The following is a 22,403-nucleotide window of genomic DNA, read 5'->3' as shown; positions in this document are numbered from 1 at the left end:
TGAAAGAAAAACATCTTTAGAATCAATTGCTCTTTTATTTACATTACAATAAGGAAAATCCATGCAAACACTGCTTAAGTTACTGCTTAAGTTAACTCAATTTGTCAGCAAAACTTTTGCTTTATGGGCAATTGTTTTTGCTATTCTAGCTTTCTTATTCCCTGCCGAATTTAAAGTTTTTGCTCCCTATATTCCATACTTGCTCGGTTTAGTTATGTTTGGTATGGGCATTACACTCACTTTCAAGGATTTTAGTGAAGTTGCAAAACATCCTAAAGCTGTATTTATCGGGGTTGCTGGACAATTTATTATTATGCCGGCTATTGCATTCTTACTTGCTAAAGTATTTAATCTGCCTTCAGATTTAGCAGTGGGTGTAATCCTAGTAGGTTCTTGTCCTGGCGGAACCTCCTCTAATGTAATGACCTATCTCGCAAAAGGGAATACCGCCCTTTCTGTAGCCTGTACCACAATTTCAACATTACTTTCTCCATTGCTTACTCCGGCAATTTTCTACGTATTGGCAAGCCAGTGGCTAGATATTAATGCCTCCGCAATGTTTATGTCGGTATTAAAAATGGTTCTTTTCCCGATTTTCTTAGGTTTAGTCGTTCGTGCCTTGTTCAAAGATATGACGATACAAGCAAGCAAAATTACACCGCTTATTTCTGTCGTTTCAATCGTTTTAATTTTAGCAGCTGTCGTTGCGGTAAGTAAGGACAAAATTGTTGAGTCCGGTTTATTAATTTTCAGTGTCGTTGTTTTACACAACTGCTTAGGTTATTTAATCGGTTTCTTGGCTGCAAGATTATTCAAACTCAATACTGCGGACAGTAAAGCGATTGCTATTGAAGTAGGAATGCAAAATTCCGGTCTAGGTGCGGCACTCGCAGCGGCACATTTCAATCCAATCGCCGCTGTACCTAGTGCATTATTCAGCTTCTGGCATAATGTATCCGGTCCGATTCTTGCGAATATTTTCTCAAATATGAAAAACCGAAAATAGCCTCTAAATTGACCGCACTTAAAAGAAAAGCAGGAAATCCCCTGCTTTTTCTTTAAACTAAACTATTTCACTCCGCCACAATTCAAACAATACAAATATTGCCCTTTCGGATCATTAAATTTATTTAGTTGATTTAAATGCTGTTTGAGCTGCTGAATTGGTTTTGGTAAATCAAACCAAGTCTGCATAAGTTGTTGGGCATTATATTTCAAATCTCGAAATAATTTACCGACTACGCTGCTATCTTCTTCTGTCATCCATTCTACCGTAAAATTTTCAATGACAGTTTCACGATGAAGATTCATCAATTCACCCGCTTTTTCTACGGCACGATCAAAATCACCCAATTCGTCCACAAGATTGTGTTTAAAAGCGTCCGTACCTAACCATACTTGTCCTTGTGCAATTTTATCCACGGCTGTTTTTGATATTTGACGACCACGACTCACTAAATCTAAGAACTTATCATAGCCATGTTCAATTTCTAATTGGTAAATATCTTGCGTATTTTTTGAAAGCGGGCTGAAAACAGAAGTTTCTGCTAATTCAGTTGTGGCAATTCCATCAGTATTCACGCCGATTTTTTTAATTGCATTTTCAAAAGTCGGCAACATCGCAAAAATGCCGATAGAGCCGGTGATGGTACTTTTATCCGCAATAATATAATCGGAGGTTGCAGAAATCCAATAACCGCCCGAAGCAGCCATTGCGCCCATAGAAACAACCACAGGCTTACCTATTTTTTGTAAATTATCCACCTCTTGGCGAATTAACTCCGAAGCAAAAGCACTACCTCCCGGTGAATTTACACGTAACACTACCGCTTTTATCCGCTCATCAGCATAAGCTTTACGTAACAACCGCGCCACATTATCTCCGCCTACTTCATTTTCTGTACTTTCACCATCAATAATTGCGCCTTCAACGTTTATCACTGCGATTTTATTTTCATCGTTTGATGAAGCCATTCGATCCTCAAAACCGGACAAATAATCTGAAAAAGCAATCATGTTTACCTCACCTTCCAAATTTTTACCGAAAAGTGCGGTCAGTTTTTTATCCAATTCAAGGTTATTAGCAATGTCCGTCACCAATTTCCGCTGTTTTGTATAAGCCGTGCTATCCCCTTTCAAAGTCTTTAATTCCGCCAAATATTGTTTGGCACTCGGTAATAATGCTTCCGCAGAGATTCGACGATTTCCGCTCACCGTTTGCACATAGTTATTCCACATTCCGTTTAACCATCGGTTTATATTTTCTTTGGCTTCCGGCGACATATCATTGCGTAAAAAAGGCTCTACGGCAGATTTATATGTTCCGACACGAAAAATATGCGGTGTAACGGCGATCTTATCCAATAAATCTTTATAGTAGAGATTTTCTTGCGCCAACCCTCGAATAGATACTTGGCCAATAGGGTTTAAATAAATTTGATCCGCAAAACTTGCTAAGAAATATTGTCCTTGGGAATAATTGTTAGCAAACGCAATTACAGGCTTTTCTGAGGTTTTAAAATCTTGAATGGCTTTCCCAATATAATTCATCGCGGGTAAATCACCACCTGAAAAATAATTGAGATCCAATACCAAACCGCGAATATTCTCATCTTCTTTTGCTAAATTAATGGCATACACCACATCAAAGGTAGAAATTTTAGTCGGAATACGATCGCTATTTAGTTCACGCAATACCTGTTGCCAACTAAATGTATCATCACGATTATCAGCTAAATAGCCATCTAAATTCAGTAATAATGCACCTTTGTCCACATTTAAATTTATTGCGCTTTTTTTTGTATTCGCTGTGATACTGAAAATTGTCATCAGCAACAAAATGAAAATTAAAAAGAAAAAATTCATCACTAAATCACGAATAAAATTTAGTGTATGCCAACAAAATTTAATCACTCGAAAAATTGGGTTCATAAAAGTTTTAAGCGGTTGAAAAAATTGTGCTTAGCGTAGCATAAACTTAGTTTAAAAACTATGCTATAATCTACCGCACTTTTATTTATTCTATAAAATCAAATGGATACATTAACTCTTTTAACCACGCGACGTTCAAATAAAAAGCTTACTTATCCTGCGCCAAGTAAGCTCCAACTTGAACAAATTTTTCAGGCTGCACTTCGCACACCGGATCATGGAAAATTGCAGCCTTATCATTTCGTTGTTATAGAAAATGAAGGATTAGATAAATTAGAACATTTGCTTAAAGAAGCCGCGCTAGAACTCAATCTTGGCGAAGAAGGTTTAAAAAAAGCCGAAAAACTTGCTCATCGTGCACCAATGGTAATAGCGGTTGTTGCTAAAATTAACCCTGATGTGGAAAAAGTGCCAACTTGGGAACAGTTGGTTACCGCAGGTTGCGCCGCTTATGGTATCCAACTTGCCGCTAATGCACAGGGATTTGATAACGTTTGGATCACAGGGAAATGGATCAATGGCAATGCATTACGACACACACTTGGCTGTCGTGAACAAGATGAAATTGTTGCCTTATTAATGCTTGGCACGGCGGCAGAAAAAACTGAACGTGAATTCCGAAACGGAACTATTGAAGAATTTGTGAGTTATCTATAAAAAAGTGCGGTAAAAATTACCGCACTTTTTAATTTTTACCCGCCAAACCTTCACAAATCCACTTATCAAATCCATCATAATCTACTAAAAAAGCATCATGTCCATAAACTGATGGAAACTCATGAAAAACCAAGGAAACATTACTTTGTTCTAAAAGCTGTTTGGTTTTATGTAAATCAGTGGATTTAAAAAGTTGATCTGTTGTTACAGAAATCAATGTATAGTGCGCTTTGATACGTGAAAGTGCCGTTTGAACATCAGAATACCCCAAGCTCGGATCATACATATCCAATGCACGTAACAAATGCAAATAACTATTAGCATCAAAGCGTTCAAGGAATTTTTTTCCTTGATAAGTCAGATAGGATTCCACTTGGAAATAATCACCCCAAAAATTCCCTTCCGATTTAGTGGCTCGACCAAATGCTTTGGCAAGCTGAACATCGGTACGATAAGTCAGCATACCCAACATACGGGCAATTGATAATCCTTGTTCAGGTGGTGCGCCATCATAATAATCTCCTCCATTAAAATTGGGATCATTAATCACTGCCTGACGCATAACATGATTAAATCCTATGGCTTCTGCACTGAAAAAAAGTGATGAACAAAGATTAACGATATTATCAACAAAATCCGGATATTCAATTCCCCACTGAGTCGCTTGCATTCCGCCAAAAGAGCCGCCAATCACGGCTTTTAAATGAGTTATGCCTAAATGATCAAGCAAAGCTTTTTGTACATGTACAATATCCTGCACAGTAATGTTCGGAAATTGGCTACCGTAAGGCTTGCCCGTTTTAGGATTAACTGAAGCCGGTCCTGTCGTGCCTTTGCAGCCCCCCAATACATTCGAGCAGATAAAAAAATAGCGGGAAGTATCCAGTGCGAGACCATCACCCATAAAATTCTGCCACCACCCATTTTTTTCTTTATCCGAAAAATAGGGTTGAGCATCGCCTGTTAGTGCATGACAAATAAGCACAATATTACTTTTATCCGTATTCAATGTCCCATAAGTTTGATAGGCCACATTAATCGGTGAAATCTCACCGCCCAACACAAGCGGTAGCGGATTATCTTGAAAAAGCACCACATTTTGGACAGACGACATTGAAAACCTACTGCATAAAATAAAAGAGATGCTTTTAAATTATCAACAGCTTATTCTCTTTGTCAAGAAATTTTAGCCGTCTAAACGGCTAAACTAAAGTGTCGTACAATGAATACAAAATTCAGCTTGAACTTACTTCATGTTTTCATTATTTTAGTTATCATGATTGATTCAAAAATATCACTCAAAATGACCGCACTTTCCCTTTGGCATCGCTTTCACTTAAAAAAAATAATTCGTTGGATGGGCTGTGTGAGCGTATCTTTTCTTTTAATTTGTCTGATAATCGATCAATCTATCAGTTTTTATGTTCGTGATAGTATATTTGAAGATGTGGATAAATTACCTTATCACCCTTACGGTGTTGTACTTGGCACATCAAAATATGTCGCCACAGGTAAAACCAATGATTACTACACCAATCGTCTTACAGCAGCTAAAATGCTTATTGATCATCAAAAAGTAAGCTATCTTCTTCTCAGCGGTGATAATCGAACATCACAATACAATGAGCCACGCACAATGCTAAGGGATTTACGAAAAATGGATATCCCAAGAGATCGCCTTTTTCAGGATTTTGCGGGCTTTCGCACATTAGATTCTGTTGTACGAGCCAATAAAGTCTTCCAAGTCCCGTCATATACCATTATCAGCCAGAAATTTCATTGTGAACGCGCTTTGTTTATCGCCAAACATTATGATATTGATGCGATTTGTTTCACGGCAAAACAACCTGATACTTATTTGGGTACGCGTATTCGGGAAACCTTTGCCCGTGTGAAGGCAATTTTTGATTTAATAATCGGCATTCAACCTTATTTTTTAGGCGACCCTGAACCCCTCCCACTTCCGGATAACGAATGAAAATCTCACCAATTTTTATGAAATCCATTTGACAATTTTTTACTAAATCGTTATTTCTATACTCTTGCAAACACAATACTTAAAACCACTCATCTAACAGGAGTATATTTTATGTCTCATTTATCGGTCGCTAAATTCGGTGGCACTTCCGTTGCCAACTATGCAGCAATGACAGCCTGTGCAAAAATTATTATTGATGATCCGAATACTCGCATTGTCGTACTCTCCGCCTCTGCAGGCGTCACAAATCTTTTAGTGGAACTCGCAAAGGGTATAGAAGCGGAAGAACGTAGAAGATTAGTTGGTGAAGTACGCCAAATTCAAGAAAATATCTTAAATGAACTAAAAGACGATTCTCTTGTTCGTCCGATCATTGAAAAATACATTGAAAATATCGAATATCTTTCCGAAGCCGCAAGCCTCGCGACTTCAACTGCATTAACGGACGAATTAATCAGCCATGGCGAAATGATGTCCACACAAATTTTTATTGAAATTTTACGTGAGCAAAACACCAGTGCCACTTGGATAGATGTGCGTAATATCGTGGCAACCAATAATCATTTTAGCAAAGCCGTACCCGATGACGAAAAAACCCAAAGCAATAGTGACAATATTTTAAAACCCTTGATTGATCGTGGTGAATTGATCATTACTCAAGGTTTTATCGGTCGTGAACCGAGCGGAAAAACAACGACATTAGGACGTGGCGGTAGCGACTACTCTGCAGCCTTATTAGCTGAAGTATTAAATGCAAAAGATGTGTTGATTTGGACTGATGTTGCCGGCATTTACACCACGGATCCCCGCATTGTACCGGCTGCTCAACGCATTGATACGATGAGTTTTGCGGAGGCGGCAGAAATGGCGACTTTCGGTGCAAAAGTGCTTCATCCTGCGACATTATTACCTGCTGTGCGAAGTAACATTCCTGTATATGTGGGTTCGAGTAAAGCGCCACAAGATGGCGGAACTTGGGTAACCCGAGATCCACAACCCAGACCAACGTTCCGTGCTATCGCATTACGCCGAGACCAAACATTATTGACGCTTTCCAGCCTGAATATGCTGCATGCACAAGGTTTTTTAGCAAATGTATTCGGTATTTTGGCAAAACATAAAATTTCAGTGGATACCATTACTACATCAGAAATCAGCATCGCATTAACCTTGGATAAAACAGGCTCAACCTCATCCGGTTCGGAATTACTTTCCAATGAATTATTGGAAGAATTAAGACAATATTGCACCGTGAAAGTAGATATCGGCTTATCTTTAGTCGCGCTGATCGGTAACGATTTGCACATTGCGACAGGCGTAGCAAAACGTATTTTTGACACGCTGGAACCCTATAGTATTCGTATGATCAGCTACGGTGCCAGCACCAATAACGTTTGTATGTTAGTACAGAGTGAACTCGCAGATGAGGTGCTTCGCTCTCTACATAAATCATTATTTGAATAGTCTCCGTTACTTAAAATAAGAAATCAACGAAGTCACTTTTTAGCCAATCAAAATGTGACTTCAATATTGTTATCCTTTGTTCTAAACCGTAAGTCACGTAGAAAGGAAGAGAACTTTAGAATTAAAATCTCAATAAAAAACGAATAGGGAATACAGAATGTCATATTTGAAGACACTAAAAACACTCTTGATTTCAACCGCACTTTTTGGCGTAATCGGCTATGCATCAAGCTATTGGATAAAGCCTGAATGGAAAACAGAAGCGGAAATCACTCATCCTACCCTATCCGAGCTGGGTAACTATTATGCTCTCTTCTCTATGTACCAACTGATACAAGGGAAAGATAATATAGAAAGTAAAATTCCCGAATTAGTCTATCAAAATTTTACCGAGCAATTGGTTTCTTATGACAACCTAAAAAACTTTTGGGAAAATTCAACCTATTACAAGCAAAAAATCAGTGAAAACACTACAAAAAATGCGCAATTATTAGATGATTTAATCAAAAATACCCATTTCCAACCGCTTAGTTATAACACCGGAAAAATCACACTCACCTTAGATGAAGCGGAAGAAGAGCGGACTCAGCTTTTCTCACTCCTTGATAATAACAATATCATCATAAGAAAAGTAATGTATGATGACCTCATTCTCCGATGGAAAAATTTATTTACCCAAGTGAAAACGGCAGCAGAGCTTAATTTGGGTAATATTCCTTATGGCAATAGTATCGAACGTCAAGATTGGCAGGGAAAACTCAATATGATGAAGTCCGTTAATCCGCTTGACGATAATTTCACCGCATTTCATTTCACCAAAAGTCCACAACAGCCTGAAGAAAAAGGACGATACAGCTGGGGAGGCATAGGTGCCGGAATGGGTCTATTACTCGGATTATTCAGCCTTTTGTTTCGTCGTCAACGGAAAATCCATTGTTCTATCATTAAATTGAAGAGGCATCAAAGCTAGAAAGTCATAGCAGAATAGTTTAATATAGCCAGCCGTGATTCGTTCTAAACTAATATTCATCTCTAAATTAAAGTGTAGAATTTAATTTTTAGGATAATCAAAAGAATAAAAAACTTTCGGTCATTCATTTGATCAATCAAGCAAATTTAAAAGGTGGAAATTATGGGAAAAAATGTTGTTATCTTGGGCGCACAATGGGGCGATGAAGGTAAAGGCAAAATCGTTGATTTATTAACGGATCGGGTAAAATACGTTGTGCGCTATCAAGGTGGCCACAATGCCGGACATACCCTTATCATTAACGGCGAAAAAACCGTATTACGTTTAATTCCATCCGGCATATTACGCCCAAATGTTACCTGTTTAATTGGTAACGGTGTAGTTCTTTCACCGGCTGCGTTAATGCAAGAAATGGGAGAACTTGAAAACCGTGGCGTTAAAGTACGTGATCGTTTATTCATTTCTGAAGCCTGCCCATTAATTTTACCTTACCATGTTGCAATGGATCACGCCCGTGAAGCAGCACTGGGTAAAAAGGCAATCGGCACAACCGGTCGTGGTATCGGTCCGGCTTATGAAGATAAAGTCGCCCGCCGTGGTTTGCGGGTCAGCGATTTATTTGACAAAAAAGCCTTCGCTGAAAAACTTAAAAATATCCTTGAATACTATAATTTCCAATTAGTAAATTACTATAAAGTTGAGCCGGTTGATTATCAACAAACTTTAGATGATGTGATGGCAGTAGCAGATATTATTACCGGTATGGTGGCAGATGTTACAACGATTTTAGATACTGCACGCAAAAGTGGCGACAATATTCTATTTGAAGGTGCACAAGGAACAATGCTAGACATTGATCACGGAACTTACCCGTTTGTAACGAGTTCAAACACCACGGCGGGAGGCGTCGCAACCGGTTCCGGCTTTGGTCCTCGTAATTTGGATTATGTATTGGGCATTATTAAAGCTTATTGTACCCGCGTAGGTGGCGGTCCGTTCACGACTGAATTATTTGATGAGGTCGGCGCTGAAATTGCACGTAAAGGGAATGAATTTGGTGCGGTAACAGGCCGTCCGCGTCGTTGCGGTTGGTTTGACGCCGTGGCCATTCGTCGGGCAGTTCAGCTCAACTCTATTTCCGGTTTTTGTATGACAAAATTGGATGTACTAGACGGCTTTGATGAAATTAAAATCTGTGTGGCATATAAAATGCCAAATGGTGAAATTGTGGAATATGCACCACTTTCAGCAAAAGATTGGGAAGGTATTGAGCCTATTTATGAAACGTTGCCGGGTTGGAAAGAAAATACTTTCCGTGTTACCGATGTGAATAAATTACCGCAGAATTGCCGTAACTATATCAAACGTATTGAAGAAGTCACCGGGGTTCCGGTAGATATTCTATCAACAGGTCCTGATCGTGTAGAAACAATGATTTTACGTGATCCCTTTGTAGAATAATCTTCTTATTTTTTGACCGCACTCAAAAGTGCGGTCTTTTTTTCTTCTGTTTTGAATTCCATATTATGAACGAACAAGATATTATTCATTACCTTGAAACCCACCCCAATTTCTTTACCCAACATCCTTCACTCCTAAAAAAACTGACTTTTCATCATTCACAAAAAGGGACGATTTCACTCATTGAAGCCCAATTAACCCAACAGCGTCAACAAATCACCGCACTCACCTCACAACTTGAAAAATTTCACCAACTGGCTATTCAAGAAGCCGATATTTTCTTCGCATCAATCCCACTCCAAAAGAAATTATTTCAAGCTCAAGATTTTCTTTCTATTGAAAAGAAATTAGATCAATGGGCGAAATCTTATGAATTAGAGGGAGCTAAAATTCTCCTCTTTACCGATAGTTGGAAAAAAACGGAAAATATTCCCTCGCATAATTGGGTTGATCGTAAAGCCTTTGAAATTATTCGTTTGGAACGTTTAGGCTTACGTCAATTTTATTTAGGTGAATTAAGTGGTAAAGAAAAATCTTTAATGTTTTTACCGGAAGAGCTCCCGATCGGTTCGGTGGCTTGCTGTTTGCTTGGCACAAAAGATACCCATAAACCCACCGCAATTTTGCTCTTTCGCTCGCGTGAAACACAACGTTTTCATAACGGGCAAGATGTTTCTTTTCTCAAACATTTGGTCGATATTGTGGATATTCATTTAGAAAAACATCTTAGCCAATAATAACTTACACGCTATTACTGGGATACCTTACCCTACTCTAAACATGTAAAATTTTTGTGATCGAGATCTCATTATTACAAATTGTCTTTTTTGTGAAAATTCTAAATAGCTTATAATTCCCATAAGCTTTATTAAAAGGAAACATTATGAAAACATTAAGTGAATTTATTGTTGAACGCCAAGCAGAATATCCTAATGCGAAAGGAGAATTAAGTGGAATTTTGTCATCTATCCGCTTATTGGCTAAAATTATTCATCGCGATATAAACAAAGCCGGACTGACTAATATTTTAGGTCAATCCGGTCTTGAAAATGTGCAAGGTGAAAGCCAAATGAAGCTCGATCTCTTTGCTCACAATACGATGAAAGCCGCCCTGATGGCACGCGAAGAGGTGGCAGGCTTTGCTTCTGAAGAAGAAGAAAGTTTTATCGCCTTTGACACGGAACGTGGTCGCAATGCGAAATATGTGATTTTAACCGATCCCCTTGATGGCTCATCAAATATTGATGTGAACGTATCCGTAGGGACTATTTTCTCTATTTATCGCCGTGTCTCTCCTATTGGCACACCGGTCACTATGGAAGATTTTCTCCAACCCGGTAATAAACAAGTGGCCGCCGGCTATATTGTGTACGGTTCGTCCACGATGTTGGTCTATACCACAGGACACGGTGTAAACGGATTCACTTACGATCCTTCTATCGGCACATTTTGCCTTTCCCACGAAAATATGAAAATGCCAAAAGAGGGGCGGATTTATTCCATTAACGAGGGACAATATCTCAAATTCCCACAAGGTGTGAAAAAATACATTAAATATTGCCAAGAGGAAGATAAAGCGACACAACGTCCTTATGCTTCACGTTATATCGGCTCTCTTGTTGCCGATTTCCACCGTAATTTATTAAAAGGTGGAATTTACATTTATCCTAGCGCAACAAACTATCCAAAAGGGAAATTGCGTTTACTTTATGAGGGCAACCCAATGGCATTTTTGGCAGAACAAGCCGGGGGATTAGCCACTGATGGTTATCGTCGAATTTTAGATATTGAACCGAAAGAATTACACGAGCGCATACCGTTATTTGTCGGTTCGGAAGAAATGGTGAAAAAAGCGGAAGGAATGATGCTTGCCTTTAAAGAGGACTAATTAATCAAAACAAAAGTGCGGTTAATTTCAGAGGAGTTTTAAAATTCATTTGAAATTAACCGCACTTTTTTGCTATCAATCTTGCTAAAACTAATCCCGTTTCCGGCTCAATAACCACCAGATAATTGCAATAAATAACAAACTTGGGATTAATGCCCCAAACATTGCCGGCATATTGTAAACAACACTCATTTGCCCAAAAATCTCATTGACGACATAAAATAAGAAACCAAAACAAATTCCCGTCACAATTCTCGCTCCCGCCGTGACACTACGCAAAGAACCGAAAATAAAGGATAACGCAAGCATCATCATCACACCGACAGAAATCGGTTGAAAAACTTTACGCCAAAAAGTTAATTCAAAGCGCCGGGCATCTTGCCCTGTTTCTTTTAAAAAGTGGACATATTCATATAACCCACTAATAGATAACGAAGTCGGACGCAGTGATACCGCGCCTAACTTATCCGGTGTTAAATTCGTTTCCCAATATTCGGTTAAGCGATTTATCGTAGTAATACTTTCTTTTTGGATAGTCGAAGCATTTACTTGATGAAGTTTCCACTTGTTTTCTTCTAAAGAATAGGTCGCCTGATTGGCGTGTTTTAGCTGTGTTAAATTTCTCTTATCATCAAACGTGTAAATATAAACATCATTTAGTTTGATATTATCAGTCACACTGCGGACAAAAACAAAACGCTGACCGTCTTTCGCCCATACGCCATTTTTCATTGAAAGCATTGAACCGCCTGAAATCGCTCGGGCACGCATATCACGGGCAAATTGTTCCGTTTGCGGAATACCCCATTCACCAATCACCATCGTTAAAATAACTAGTGGTAAAGCCGTTTTCATCACCGCCAATCCAATTTTAAAACGTGAGAAGCCGGCTGATTGCATCACCACTAATTCACTACGACTAGCCAAATTACCAAGCGCAATCAACGCCCCCAACAATGCCGCCATAGGGAAAAAAGTTTCCACATCCTTTGGTATGGTTAAAAAAGTAAAACTAACCGCTTGTAATACATCATAAGTTCCCTTACCGACACTACGGAACTGCTCCACGAATTTGATGATGGCAGACAACCCGACAAGCATAAGCAAGGTTGCAAAAATAGCTCCTAAAATGCTTTTACCAATATAACGGTCTAAGGTATTCATCATTTGGCTTACCCTTTTCGGCTAAAAAAACGGCGGAATTTATACATCATGGCACTATCCCAAGTATTTAATACAATCCCAATCAATAAAAAGATAACATTTACGGTAGGCATAAAAATTGCCGCATCTAATTTTCCCGCCGAACCGGCAGATTTCAATGAGCTTTGTAATAAGAAATAAATAAGATAAAGCAATAATGCTGGTAGAATTTTCGCAAAACGCCCTTGTCTTGGATTCACTCTACTTAACGGCACAGCAATTAATGCCATTAACGGCACAGCTAAAATAAGGCTAATCCGCCAATGTAATTCTGCTTTTGCAGCCACGCTATTTTGTTTCACTAACTCTTCAGAAGAAAGCGCAGCGGCTTCATCAGATTTGCTATCAGTGGCTTGAAAGCCTAAGTAAGCTTGATAACTATCAAAATGTGTAATACGGAAATCCGGCAACGCTGCCGTTCCTTCTACCCGTTGTGTATTTTGTAAATTCAGAATTTGGTCGCCATTTGGCAAGGCTTTTAATTCCCCTTTTTCCGCAGTGATGACTGAAGGCTTGGTTTGTCCTTTTGGTGCGGTTTGGAATAGGTAAACCTCATTAATTTGATTGCCTTTAATGTTATCAATAAACAACACAAAATTATTATTGCCAGACATAAACTGACCGGAAGAAAGCGCGCCCATTGTCGGATTCGCTTTCGCCTCTTCTACAATAGTGCTTTGTTTTTGAATCGCCCAAGGTGAAAGCCATAACGCATTATATGCCGCTAAGCCCGCAGTAAACAAAGACAGTACGAGCGCCACACGCACTAAAATCCGCTGACCGACACCACAAGCACGCATCACGGTAATTTCACTTTCTGCATACAAGCGCCCAAATGTCAACAAAATGGCAATAAACAAACACAACGGCAACATTAATTGCGCCATAGTCGGCATGCCTAGTCCAAGTAAAGAAAAAACTAAATCTGCCGGTACATTACCATTTGCCGCAGAACCAAGCACACGGACAAGTTGCTGACTGAAAAAGATCAACAACAAAATGAACAAAATCGCCACTTGGCTCTTAAAAACTTCTTTCGTTAAATATCGCGTTAAAATCATCTTATATCGTTATTGTTTATCGTTAAAATTGAGGGGAAAACTAGATAAAATCGACCGCGTATGATACCTTATTTTCGCTGATTTAAACAATCAAAATAAGGAAATCAAATGAAATATCAAGCAAAATTAACCGCACTTTCACAAGCCACCGAATGTATTGTAATCGGTGTGTATGAGAACAATGAATTTTCAAAAAGTTTCAATGAAATCGACCTTACCACTCAAGGCTACCTCAACGGTTTAATACAATCCGGCGAACTCACCGGTAAATTAGGGCAAACCTTATTACTACGGGATCTCATCGGCATTGCGGCAAAACGTATCTTAATTATCGGCTGTGGTAAAAAGGGAGAACTCAACGAACGCCAATATAAACAACTCATTCAAAATCTTTTAAAAAGCCTGAAAGAAACAAATGTTCGGGAAGTTATATCTTATTTAACGGAAGTCGAGCTGAAAAATCGTGATCTCTACTGGAATATTCGTTTTGCAATTGAAACCATTGAACATACCAACTATCAATTCGATCAATTCAAATCTAAAAAATCGGAAAGCATCAACCTAGAAGATTTTATTTTCAATACCGATTGCAAACAGGCACAACAAGCTATTACGCACGCTCAAGCTACTGCAGCCGGAGTAAAAACCGCTCGGGATATTGCCAATATGCCACCGAACGTATGTAACCCGGCTTATCTTGCCACTCAAGCTAAAAATTTAGCAGAGGAATTCACCGCACTTTCCCTTGAAGTGATTGATGAGAAAATGATGGCTGAGCTAGGTATGAATGCCTATCTTGCGGTTTCTCGTGGTTCAGCAAATCCGGCTTATATGTCGATTCTCCACTTCAATAATGCGCCAGACAAAAACACTAAACCGATTGTACTTGTTGGCAAAGGGCTAACCTTTGATGCAGGCGGGATTTCTTTAAAACCCGCCGCTGATATGGATGAAATGAAATATGATATGGGCGGTGCGGCTTCCGTATTCGGAACAATGAAAGCCATTGCCGAACTTAATTTACCTTTAAATGTCATCGGCGTACTTGCCGGTTGTGAAAACCTACCGGACGGCAATGCCTATCGTCCGGGCGATATTCTCACCACCATGAACGGCTTAACCGTGGAAGTATTAAATACGGATGCGGAAGGTCGCCTTGTGCTATGTGATGCGCTTACCTATGTGGAACGCTTTGACCCTAAACTTGTCATCGATGTGGCGACCCTCACCGGTGCGTGCGTTGTCGCACTAGGACAGCACAATAGTGGCTTAATGTCAGAAGATGAAAATCTTGCAAATGAATTACTCAGCGCCGCTCAACAAACTACAGATAAAGCTTGGCGTTTACCGTTAAGCGAAGAATACCAAGAACAGCTCAAATCACCATTTGCCGATCTCGCCAATATTGGCGGACGTTGGGGTGGCGCAAGCACAGCCGGTGCATTTTTGGCTAACTTCACCAAAAACTACCGTTGGGCACATTTAGACATCGCCGGCACCGCTTGGGTACAAGGTGCAAACAAAGGTGCAACCGGTCGCCCGGTTTCTTTACTCACGCAATTTTTAATTAATCAGGTGAAATAAAACCGAGATAAAATTCAGTATCATGTAGCAGTTGCACAAATCTTTTTTAATCAGCTTGTAGGGACACACTGCGTGTGTCCGAATTTTAACCTATTGAAATAATTTGATTCTATAACGGACACATGCAGTGTGTCCCTACATATCGTTGAAATTTCTATTTTTGTGCATTTGCTACATAATACCGATAAAATTGACCGCACTTTTCGCTATCACAAAGTGCGGTCAGTTTTTAGAAATTATTTTCCCGAACGATATGCCTTATCCATTGCCATAATCACTTCCCTCACGGTTTTTTCTACGCTTGCAGTAAATTCAAAAAGATCTGAAACAACGTCTGATCTTGATAGCTTGCTACACTTTCCCAAAGATCCTGATTCGGTTATTTTATACTTTTATGAAAATTATAAACCAATAATTTCATCGGCTAATCCATCAATAAACCCTTGATGATGTGAAGATATGAGCATAGGCAGCCCAAGTTCACGCAAAAGTGCGGTCAGTTTTTCGATATTTTTACGATCTAGTCCATTGGTGGGCTCATCCAATAATAAAATTTGGGGCTGCATAGCAAGTACACCGGCGAGTGCGGTAAAGTTTTTCTCCCCACCGGAAAGGGTATGCACCGTACGATCCTTTAAATGAGCGATTCCCAAACGTTCAAGTTGTTGTTCCGCAAGTTGATAGGCATATTCACGAGGATGTTGTTGGTTGAGCGGACCAAAAGCCACATCGTCCAACACGGTAGGACCAAAAAGTTGATCATTGGCATTTTGAAAACAAATTCCTACTCTACCTCGGAAAGGCGCGAAATCTTTTTCTTTTTGACAAATTTGATCAAACAGTCTGAGCTCACCTTTTGAAATAGGCACAAAACCAAGCAATGCAAGCAATAAGGTGGTTTTCCCCGTGCCAATATCCCCTTGAACAAATAAACGTGTTTGCCCCTTAAGGTGAAAAGTTAAATCCTCAATAATCCTTTTATTATTACGTTCAATACAAAGATTTTTAACGCTCAGCATCTTCTTTCCTTTTGCCAAATTGAAAACCACGGCATTTCAGGGCAATTTGTGCCATTTCCGCTTTTAACAACGCATGAATTAATAATAATGCAACACTTTGTGCCGTGACATAAAACGTTCGAGAATTAAATTTCGGCTGATACCCTCTGGCACGCATTGCTCTATCCATTTTCTGTCGCAATTCACCTAAAAGGGTAATGTAACGCACTGTCAGCACAAATAGTTGAATTAGTTTTTCAGGCAAAGGTAATTTACCCAGTGCCTGTATCAAAACGGTTTCATTGACATTCCATAAAAAAACCCAAATAGAAAACAGCAAAAGGTTCGTCCTAAGGCTAAGGATCTCTGCAAGCAGGATTCCCTGAGGGTAAAATTCAATCCCGTTTTCCCCGATTCGCCAAGTTAATGTCCCCCACATTAAAGCAATGAAAAGTGAGAGTTGGATCCAACGTCGAAAATAAGGGAAAAAGGGTTGTTTTTCCACTGAAATGAGCAAGACAGAGACAAACATCACGCTAATATTTAGCGTGATGAGCCAAGTAAGATCTTGTAACCCACTGATAATAAATCCCCAAATAAAGAGATAAATTAATCGAAAGTGCGGTTGAAATAGCACATGAATTTTCATGAGGAAATCCGTGCCGAGGAATTCAATGCCTCCGGATACATTTTGCAAAGTAGTGAAATCACACCGACACTAATCAGGCTGTCTAAAATAAACACAGGAAGATGAGAAACAAGCAATAACCAAATAAGATCTATGTAATTTTTTCCGCTATCAAGCACTAATGCAAAAGATGCTAAGGCTGCCGCCCCCCCTACACCAAGCACACCTGCTCCAATACCGGTTAATAGGCAAGCCTTCAATGTCATCTGAGGTTGTAGAGATGAACGGAAAAGATAATGAACAAGAATAGCCGGAGTTGCCATAATACAAAGATTCACGCCTAGGACGGCAAATCCGCCAAAGGAAAAGAACAAGACTTGTAGCAACAATGCGATAAGAAATGCCGGAAACACTGACCACCCAAGAAATAGCCCTGCCATACCGTTTAAGATCAAATGTACACTGCCAATCCCTACCGGAATATGGATCGTGCTTGCAACAAAAAAGGCGGCGGCAAATAAGGCGGTAAGCGGTAAACGTTCGTGCTCTAACCTGCGAAGCCCAACTGCCACACCAACGGCGGCAAGCACTGCACCCGATAATAAAATGGGGGTATGCAACACCCCTTCAGATAAATGCATTATTTGAATCCTTGTTTCATTTTTCGGGCGTTCAACCAAGCAATTAATCCAGCAATACCCACAATGTAGCCAATACCACCTAAAATATCGTGCCAATAAATTTTATTTTTTAAATGCGCAATATCTTCACGGAGTAACATAAAATTCTCACCACTATTATGTGTAGTTGAAGAAACCATTCGATCGGCAACTACCGAGACTTTATGCCCTTCTTCACCTTCTACGACAACCTTTAATACTGTATTCGCCACATCCGGTACGACAATATTAAATGCCCCTAATGCATCTGTTTTACCGGTTAAAATAGGCTCTTCAATGCCGGAACGGAATACTTCCAGATAGGTTGCCGCCGCCGGTGTCATATCGGAATAATAGGATTTGCCCGAAAGTATTTGCCCATCATACTGGGCAAATACATGAAGTGCGTGAGCATTGGCATTCGGTAAATAGAATGCAGTGAAAATCGCCGTTAAAAGTGCGGTGAAAAAAAACCTGATTTTCATCACAACCTCTCACATTTACTGAGCATCAAAGGTCAGCATATATTCAATGGAACGGCGATCGTAATCAGGGTTTCCCTGCACATTTTCTTCAAACTCAGCCCAGACTTTGTTATAACCTTTAACAGGCGTAAATTCGGCAATGCCCTTTTCATTGGTTAAATTAAAAGGTGCGTCTTCACCTACGCCTACTTTGATTCCTTGAACCGGCTTACCGTTGTGTAAAACAAGAATAGCAAGGGGTTTTCCCGCCTCTGCTCTCGCCTGTGGAATCAATTCATAAGTCACATCATGGGCTTTAAAAGATTGTTCATCCCATTTTAAAATGGCTTTCCCCAACTTCAATGGATTCGTACTAAATTCCGCAGAGGGTTCTTCACGTTTGGTTTTTTCCACATATTTGCCACTTGGTAATTTTGACCATACACCGTTATTAAACGCAATGAATACAAGATCTGATTTTGGCACGATGTAAGCTTCGCCATCTTTAAATTTGTAATCAAGTGCGGTTAATTTTCCTTGAGAATTTAAGACTTGAAAAGATTGGATTTTATGTTGAGGGTAAGAGCCTGTTTCGATATGACCAAATTTCATCACATATTCACCTTGTGATGAAGTGGGTTCAAGCCATACATTGTGTGCATTTGCCATAGAGAACCCCAAAAGTGCGGTTAATCCCACTGTAAGTTTTTTGAATTGCATTTGTTTGTCTCCTCATTTATTTAATTATTAAAAAAACGGGGCTAATGATAAAATATGAAGTAACTTCAGAGTCAAGCAAAATTTTGAGGAAAATCATGAAAATAGGTCAGCTTGCCAAAGCCTTAAATTGTACCGTTGAAACCATTCGTTTTTACGAAAAACAAGGGTTGCTCCCTCCCCCTCAACGCACCACCGGTAATTTTCGCAAATACAATGAAGAGCACCTTCAGCGCCTTTCTTTTATTTGCCATTGTCGAAGTTTGGATTTATCCCTCAATGAAATCAAAAAACTCATTGCGCTTGAACATGATCCAGAGCAACGCACCGAAGAAATGAATAAACTACTCGACCGCCACATCAAAGATATTGCCAAACGGATTCACGAACTGGCACATTTGCGCATGAAACTCATCGAACTGAGAGAAAAAAGCGCCACTACAGATGAAGATCCGATGAAATTATTATTACAGCATAGCGGTATACGCTTTGTGAGATGGTAAATTTAATGCAAAAAAATACCGCACTTCGTTTCCAAAGTGCGGTTATTTTTACTGCGTTTTTAAAGGCGGTTTAAAGCGCTTTTAAAATATCTTCAACACGATCTTTCGCATCGCCAAAAAGCATTTGGGTATTTTCTTTGAAGAATAATGGATTTTGCACGCCGGCATATCCTACCGCCATAGAGCGTTTGAATACGATGACATTTTGTGCTTTCCATACTTCTAATACCGGCATACCCGCAATTGGACTATTTGGATCTTCCATGGCAGCCGGATTAACCGTATCATTTGCACCGATAACCAATACTACATCGGTATCAGCGAAATCTTCATTGATTTCGTCCATTTCAAGCACAACGTCATAAGGTACTTTGGCTTCCGCTAAAAGCACGTTCATATGCCCCGGCAAACGACCTGCAACAGGGTGAATACCAAAACGTACGTTTACACCGCGTTCACGTAATTTTGCGGTGATATCCGCCACCGGATACTGTGCTTGCGCCACCGCCATACCGTATCCCGGCGTGATAATTACGGAGCTTGCGTTTTTCAGTAACTCAGCCACTTCTTCCGCTGTGGTTTCACGGTGTTCGCCTTGTTCTTCATCCGAAGACACTTGAACATCATTACCAAAACCACCTGCAATCACGCTGATAAACGAGCGGTTCATCGCTTTACACATAATGTAAGAAAGAATCGCCCCGGAAGAACCCACCAACGCACCGGTTACGATTAATAGGTCGTTGCTTAGCATAAAACCTGCCGCAGCCGCTGCCCAACCAGAGTAAGAGTTAAGCATGGAAACCACTACCGGCATATCCGCACCACCGATAGATGCCACTAAATGCCAGCCGAATGCCAGTGCGATTGCGGTCATTAATAATACAGGGAAAATATTTCCCGGATTGTTTAAAAAGGCAATCATCAATAATACAGAAACGACTATCGCTGCCAAATTTAATTTATGACGGTGTGGCAACATTAATGCTTTTGAATTAATTTTGCCGCTTAACTTACCGAATGCCACTACTGACCCCGTGAAAGTTACCGCACCGATAAAGATACCGAGAAACACTTCAACATTGTGAATAGTTGCCAGTGTTGCCTGTTCCGCAAGGAATTGCGCTTGTTGCACATTATCCAAACCGTTCGGCATAGTTGGAATATCGTGTAAACCGTAGCTGTTAAAGCCTACGAGGACAGCCGCCAAACCTACAAAACTGTGGAGAATTGCCACAAGCTCCGGCATTTCCGTCATTTCCACTTTTAACGCACGTTGAACACCGATTACACCGCCGATAATCATCGCAATGATGATCCAAAACGTTCCCTCGGAATGCGGGCCGAAAATGGTTGCCACGAGCGCAATCGTCATCCCGACAATCCCAAACCAACAACCTGCTTTGGCAGTTTCGTGTTTAGAGAGTCCCGCCAAGCTCATAATGAAAAGTAATGCTGCAACAATATACGCAGCCTGTACTAAACCTTCAGACATTACGTTCTCCTTAACCTTTTCTAAACATTGCCAACATACGTTGTGTTACACGGAATCCACCAAAAATATTGATGCTTGCCACCAAAATTGCCACAAAGGCTAACGCATCAATAAAGAAGTTACCCGTTGGCTGACGAATTTGCAGTAATGCACCCACAATAATGATGCCTGAAATGGCATTCGTTACCGCCATTAATGGTGTGTGAAGTGCATGGCTGACATTCCAAACTACGTAATACCCCACCACACAGGCTAATACAAATACCGTAAAGTGCGATAAGAAAGCCGCCGGCGCAACAGACGCAAGCCATAGGAATAACACGCCGACACCTGCCATCACACCGTATTTCACCCGCGGATCAGTCGGTTTGGCTTCTTTTTTGTCTGCCACAGGTGCAGTCTTAACATCTTGTTTTGGTTGGGCCGACACTTGAATTTGTGCCGGAGGAATTTCTTCCCCATCACGCACAACGGTCACACCGCGTAACACCACATCCTCAAAATCAATGTTAATGTTACCGTCTTTCTCTTTACACAAGAGTTTCAATAAATTAACTAAGTTTGTGCCATAAAGTTGAGAAGATTGTGTCGGTAAGCGACTTGGGAAATCCGTATAACCAATCACTTTTACTTGGTTTTCAGTGGTCACCACTTTACCCGCTTGGGTATATTCACAGTTACCGCCTGTTGCTGCCGCCAAATCCACGATCACCGAACCCGATTTCATAGAATCCACCATTTCTTTGGTGATCAAACGGGGTGCAGGTTTACCCGGAATCGCAGCCGTTGTAATGATAATATCCACTTCTTTGGCTTGCTCTGCATAAAGTTCCATCGCACGACGGTTAAATTCTTCCGACATAACTTTCGCATAACCATCGCCACTGCCGCCCTCTTCTTTAAAATCAATTTCTAAGAAGTTTGCCCCCATACTCTGAACTTGTTCTTTTACTTCCGGACGGGAATCAAACGCACGTACAATCGCACCAAGGCTATTTGCCGCACCAATCGCGGCTAAACCTGCTACACCTGCACCAATCACCAACACTTTCGCTGGTGGGACTTTACCTGCCGCGGTAATTTGTCCGGTGAAAAAACTACCAAATTCGTGTGCTGCCTCAATCACCGCACGATAACCGGAAATATTCGCCATGGAGCTTAATGCGTCCAAAGCTTGCGCGCGAGAAATACGCGGCACAGCATCCATTGCAAGCACATTGATTTTTTTCGCTGTTAATTTTTGCATTAACTCAGGATTTTGCGCACGCCAAATGAAACTGACTAGCGTTGCCCCTTCTTTCATTTGAGCGATTTCTTCATCTGTCGGCGGATTTACTTTAAAAATAATATCCGATTGCCAAATTTCAGCCGCCGTACCAATTTTTGCACCTGCGTCTAAAAATGCTTGATCCTCAAAACTTGCTTTAAAGCCCGCATCCTGTTCTACGATAACCTCAAAGCCCAATTTCAGGATTTGTTGAACCGTTTTTGGCGTTGCCGCCACACGCGCTTCATTATCAAGCAGTTCTTTTGGTACACCAATTAACATACTGTTTCCCTCTGTTTGATGATTGGGTTGATGATTTTATTGAATGAATTCAACTTCATTCTTCCGATAAATGACAAAAAGTCAGATGGCACTAACTGTATCATTTTTCAGTTAAAATGAGATATATTTTTTTCACTGTTTTTACAATATATTGTGATAGAGAGCACAAAAGTTAAACAAAAAGTGCGGTTAA

At 40.2% G+C, this 22,403-nt stretch carries 21 protein-coding genes; 10 read left to right on the top strand and 11 right to left on the bottom strand.

Annotated features, from left to right (window positions below; translation table 11 throughout):
* Positions 1–61 precede the first annotated feature (61 nt).
* On the top strand, positions 62–1,006 hold the full coding sequence (locus tag BKK47_RS08570) for a bile acid:sodium symporter family protein (RefSeq protein WP_077494444.1): 945 nt from the start codon (positions 62–64) through the stop codon (positions 1,004–1,006).
* A gap of 62 nt (positions 1,007–1,068) precedes the next feature.
* Here BKK47_RS08570 and sppA read toward each other — a convergent pair whose 3' ends face one another.
* The gene (sppA, locus tag BKK47_RS08565) at positions 1,069–2,922 is read right to left on the bottom strand and encodes a signal peptide peptidase SppA (RefSeq protein WP_077494472.1); all 1,854 of its coding nucleotides are present in this window, start codon (positions 2,920–2,922) and stop codon (positions 1,069–1,071) included.
* A 111-nt stretch (positions 2,923–3,033) separates the two neighbouring features.
* On the opposite strand from sppA, the gene BKK47_RS08560 reads away from it, so the two are divergent.
* Positions 3,034–3,588, top strand: coding sequence for an NAD(P)H nitroreductase (locus BKK47_RS08560; RefSeq protein ID WP_077494443.1), 555 nt, complete (start codon positions 3,034–3,036; stop codon positions 3,586–3,588).
* A gap of 28 nt (positions 3,589–3,616) precedes the next feature.
* Here the strand turns inward: BKK47_RS08560 and metX are convergent, their stop codons facing one another.
* Positions 3,617–4,702 carry a homoserine O-acetyltransferase MetX gene (gene metX, locus BKK47_RS08555; RefSeq protein ID WP_077494442.1) on the bottom strand — a complete coding sequence of 362 codons (1,086 nt, stop codon included), beginning with the start codon at positions 4,700–4,702 and terminating at the stop codon, positions 3,617–3,619.
* 162 nt (positions 4,703–4,864) lie between these two features.
* Between metX and BKK47_RS08550 the strand changes: the two genes are divergently transcribed.
* The 6 genes from BKK47_RS08550 (at position 4,865) to fbp (ending at position 11,349) form a co-directional block, all read left to right on the top strand.
* Positions 4,865–5,566, top strand: a complete 702-nt coding sequence (locus tag BKK47_RS08550) for a SanA/YdcF family protein (RefSeq protein WP_425271847.1) — start codon at positions 4,865–4,867, stop codon at positions 5,564–5,566.
* A 111-nt stretch (positions 5,567–5,677) separates the two neighbouring features.
* Complete coding sequence (lysC, locus tag BKK47_RS08545) at positions 5,678–7,030, top strand: lysine-sensitive aspartokinase 3 (protein WP_077494440.1); 1,353 nt, start codon at positions 5,678–5,680, stop codon at positions 7,028–7,030.
* A 157-nt stretch (positions 7,031–7,187) separates the two neighbouring features.
* Complete coding sequence (locus BKK47_RS08540; protein WP_077494439.1) at positions 7,188–8,000, top strand: hypothetical protein; 813 nt, start codon at positions 7,188–7,190, stop codon at positions 7,998–8,000.
* A 162-nt stretch (positions 8,001–8,162) separates the two neighbouring features.
* Positions 8,163–9,461: an adenylosuccinate synthase gene (purA, locus tag BKK47_RS08535; protein WP_077494438.1), complete on the top strand. Its 1,299-nt coding sequence runs from the start codon at positions 8,163–8,165 to the stop codon at positions 9,459–9,461.
* 65 nt (positions 9,462–9,526) lie between these two features.
* Positions 9,527–10,198 carry a DUF484 family protein gene (locus BKK47_RS08530; protein ID WP_077494437.1) on the top strand — a complete coding sequence of 224 codons (672 nt, stop codon included), beginning with the start codon at positions 9,527–9,529 and terminating at the stop codon, positions 10,196–10,198.
* A gap of 146 nt (positions 10,199–10,344) precedes the next feature.
* Complete coding sequence (gene fbp / locus BKK47_RS08525; protein ID WP_077494436.1) at positions 10,345–11,349, top strand: class 1 fructose-bisphosphatase; 1,005 nt, start codon at positions 10,345–10,347, stop codon at positions 11,347–11,349.
* 90 nt (positions 11,350–11,439) lie between these two features.
* On the opposite strand, the gene lptG is transcribed toward fbp, so the two are convergent.
* The gene (gene lptG / locus BKK47_RS08520) at positions 11,440–12,516 is read right to left on the bottom strand and encodes an LPS export ABC transporter permease LptG (protein ID WP_077494435.1); all 1,077 of its coding nucleotides are present in this window, start codon (positions 12,514–12,516) and stop codon (positions 11,440–11,442) included.
* Between the two features lie 5 nt (positions 12,517–12,521).
* A complete protein-coding gene (lptF, locus tag BKK47_RS08515; RefSeq protein WP_077494434.1) occupies positions 12,522–13,613 on the bottom strand; it encodes an LPS export ABC transporter permease LptF in 1,092 nt (363 codons plus the stop codon).
* A 108-nt stretch (positions 13,614–13,721) separates the two neighbouring features.
* Here lptF and BKK47_RS08510 point away from each other — a divergent pair, with 108 nt between their 5' ends.
* A complete protein-coding gene (locus BKK47_RS08510; RefSeq protein WP_077494433.1) occupies positions 13,722–15,197 on the top strand; it encodes a leucyl aminopeptidase in 1,476 nt (491 codons plus the stop codon).
* 401 nt (positions 15,198–15,598) lie between these two features.
* On the opposite strand, the gene BKK47_RS08505 is transcribed toward BKK47_RS08510, so the two are convergent.
* The 5 genes from BKK47_RS08505 to BKK47_RS08485 are packed head-to-tail and all read right to left on the bottom strand — an operon-like array spanning position 15,599 to position 18,666.
* The gene (locus tag BKK47_RS08505; protein ID WP_077494432.1) at positions 15,599–16,216 is read right to left on the bottom strand and encodes an energy-coupling factor ABC transporter ATP-binding protein; all 618 of its coding nucleotides are present in this window, start codon (positions 16,214–16,216) and stop codon (positions 15,599–15,601) included.
* Positions 16,203–16,844, bottom strand: a complete 642-nt coding sequence (locus tag BKK47_RS08500; RefSeq protein ID WP_077494431.1) for an energy-coupling factor transporter transmembrane component T family protein — start codon at positions 16,842–16,844, stop codon at positions 16,203–16,205. The genes BKK47_RS08505 and BKK47_RS08500 overlap by 14 nt, the downstream gene beginning before the upstream one ends.
* Complete coding sequence (gene cbiM, locus BKK47_RS08495; protein WP_077494430.1) at positions 16,841–17,464, bottom strand: cobalt transporter CbiM; 624 nt, start codon at positions 17,462–17,464, stop codon at positions 16,841–16,843. Before cbiM ends, BKK47_RS08500 begins: the two co-directional genes overlap by 4 nt.
* Positions 17,464–17,967 (bottom strand): hypothetical protein, encoded by a 504-nt coding sequence (locus BKK47_RS08490; protein WP_077494429.1) that lies wholly within the window; start codon positions 17,965–17,967, stop codon positions 17,464–17,466. Before BKK47_RS08490 ends, cbiM begins: the two co-directional genes overlap by 1 nt.
* Positions 17,968–17,982: 15 nt before the next feature.
* Entirely contained in the window at positions 17,983–18,666 is a 684-nt protein-coding gene (locus BKK47_RS08485) for a DUF4198 domain-containing protein (protein WP_077494428.1), read from the bottom strand.
* Between the two features lie 95 nt (positions 18,667–18,761).
* On the opposite strand from BKK47_RS08485, the gene BKK47_RS08480 reads away from it, so the two are divergent.
* Positions 18,762–19,166 carry a Cd(II)/Pb(II)-responsive transcriptional regulator gene (locus tag BKK47_RS08480; RefSeq protein ID WP_077494427.1) on the top strand — a complete coding sequence of 135 codons (405 nt, stop codon included), beginning with the start codon at positions 18,762–18,764 and terminating at the stop codon, positions 19,164–19,166.
* 70 nt (positions 19,167–19,236) lie between these two features.
* Here the strand turns inward: BKK47_RS08480 and pntB are convergent, their stop codons facing one another.
* Positions 19,237–20,661 carry a Re/Si-specific NAD(P)(+) transhydrogenase subunit beta gene (gene pntB, locus BKK47_RS08475; protein ID WP_077494426.1) on the bottom strand — a complete coding sequence of 475 codons (1,425 nt, stop codon included), beginning with the start codon at positions 20,659–20,661 and terminating at the stop codon, positions 19,237–19,239.
* Positions 20,662–20,671: 10 nt separating this feature from the next.
* The gene (pntA, locus tag BKK47_RS08470; RefSeq protein WP_077494425.1) at positions 20,672–22,210 is read right to left on the bottom strand and encodes a Re/Si-specific NAD(P)(+) transhydrogenase subunit alpha; all 1,539 of its coding nucleotides are present in this window, start codon (positions 22,208–22,210) and stop codon (positions 20,672–20,674) included.
* Positions 22,211–22,403: the final 193 nt, after the last annotated feature.

Origin of the sequence: Rodentibacter mrazii (assembly GCF_001998825.1) — a bacterium.
GTDB classification, from domain to species: domain Bacteria; phylum Pseudomonadota; class Gammaproteobacteria; order Enterobacterales; family Pasteurellaceae; genus Rodentibacter; species Rodentibacter mrazii.
Note: the sequence above shows the minus strand (reverse complement) of the source record. Positions and strands in the feature narration are given on the sequence as shown.

Excerpts from the sequence above, each read along its gene's own strand:
- BKK47_RS08570 (WP_077494444.1), top strand. The coding sequence starts at position 62 with ATGCAAACACTGCTTAAGTTACTGCTTAAGTTAACTCAATTTGTCAGC.
- BKK47_RS08560 (WP_077494443.1), top strand. The coding sequence starts at position 3,034 with ATGGATACATTAACTCTTTTAACCACGCGACGTTCAAATAAAAAGCTT.
- metX (WP_077494442.1), bottom strand. The coding sequence starts at position 4,702 with ATGTCGTCTGTCCAAAATGTGGTGCTTTTTCAAGATAATCCGCTACCG.
- BKK47_RS08550 (WP_425271847.1), top strand. The coding sequence starts at position 4,865 with ATGATTGATTCAAAAATATCACTCAAAATGACCGCACTTTCCCTTTGG.
- lysC (WP_077494440.1), top strand. The coding sequence starts at position 5,678 with ATGTCTCATTTATCGGTCGCTAAATTCGGTGGCACTTCCGTTGCCAAC.
- BKK47_RS08540 (WP_077494439.1), top strand. The coding sequence starts at position 7,188 with ATGTCATATTTGAAGACACTAAAAACACTCTTGATTTCAACCGCACTT.
- purA (WP_077494438.1), top strand. The coding sequence starts at position 8,163 with ATGGGAAAAAATGTTGTTATCTTGGGCGCACAATGGGGCGATGAAGGT.
- BKK47_RS08530 (WP_077494437.1), top strand. The coding sequence starts at position 9,527 with ATGAACGAACAAGATATTATTCATTACCTTGAAACCCACCCCAATTTC.
- fbp (WP_077494436.1), top strand. The coding sequence starts at position 10,345 with ATGAAAACATTAAGTGAATTTATTGTTGAACGCCAAGCAGAATATCCT.
- lptG (WP_077494435.1), bottom strand. The coding sequence starts at position 12,516 with ATGATGAATACCTTAGACCGTTATATTGGTAAAAGCATTTTAGGAGCT.
- lptF (WP_077494434.1), bottom strand. The coding sequence starts at position 13,613 with ATGATTTTAACGCGATATTTAACGAAAGAAGTTTTTAAGAGCCAAGTG.
- BKK47_RS08510 (WP_077494433.1), top strand. The coding sequence starts at position 13,722 with ATGAAATATCAAGCAAAATTAACCGCACTTTCACAAGCCACCGAATGT.
- BKK47_RS08505 (WP_077494432.1), bottom strand. The coding sequence starts at position 16,216 with ATGCTGAGCGTTAAAAATCTTTGTATTGAACGTAATAATAAAAGGATT.
- BKK47_RS08500 (WP_077494431.1), bottom strand. The coding sequence starts at position 16,844 with ATGAAAATTCATGTGCTATTTCAACCGCACTTTCGATTAATTTATCTC.
- cbiM (WP_077494430.1), bottom strand. The coding sequence starts at position 17,464 with ATGCATTTATCTGAAGGGGTGTTGCATACCCCCATTTTATTATCGGGT.
- BKK47_RS08490 (WP_077494429.1), bottom strand. The coding sequence starts at position 17,967 with ATGAAAATCAGGTTTTTTTTCACCGCACTTTTAACGGCGATTTTCACT.
- BKK47_RS08485 (WP_077494428.1), bottom strand. The coding sequence starts at position 18,666 with ATGCAATTCAAAAAACTTACAGTGGGATTAACCGCACTTTTGGGGTTC.
- BKK47_RS08480 (WP_077494427.1), top strand. The coding sequence starts at position 18,762 with ATGAAAATAGGTCAGCTTGCCAAAGCCTTAAATTGTACCGTTGAAACC.
- pntB (WP_077494426.1), bottom strand. The coding sequence starts at position 20,661 with ATGTCTGAAGGTTTAGTACAGGCTGCGTATATTGTTGCAGCATTACTT.
- pntA (WP_077494425.1), bottom strand. The coding sequence starts at position 22,210 with ATGTTAATTGGTGTACCAAAAGAACTGCTTGATAATGAAGCGCGTGTG.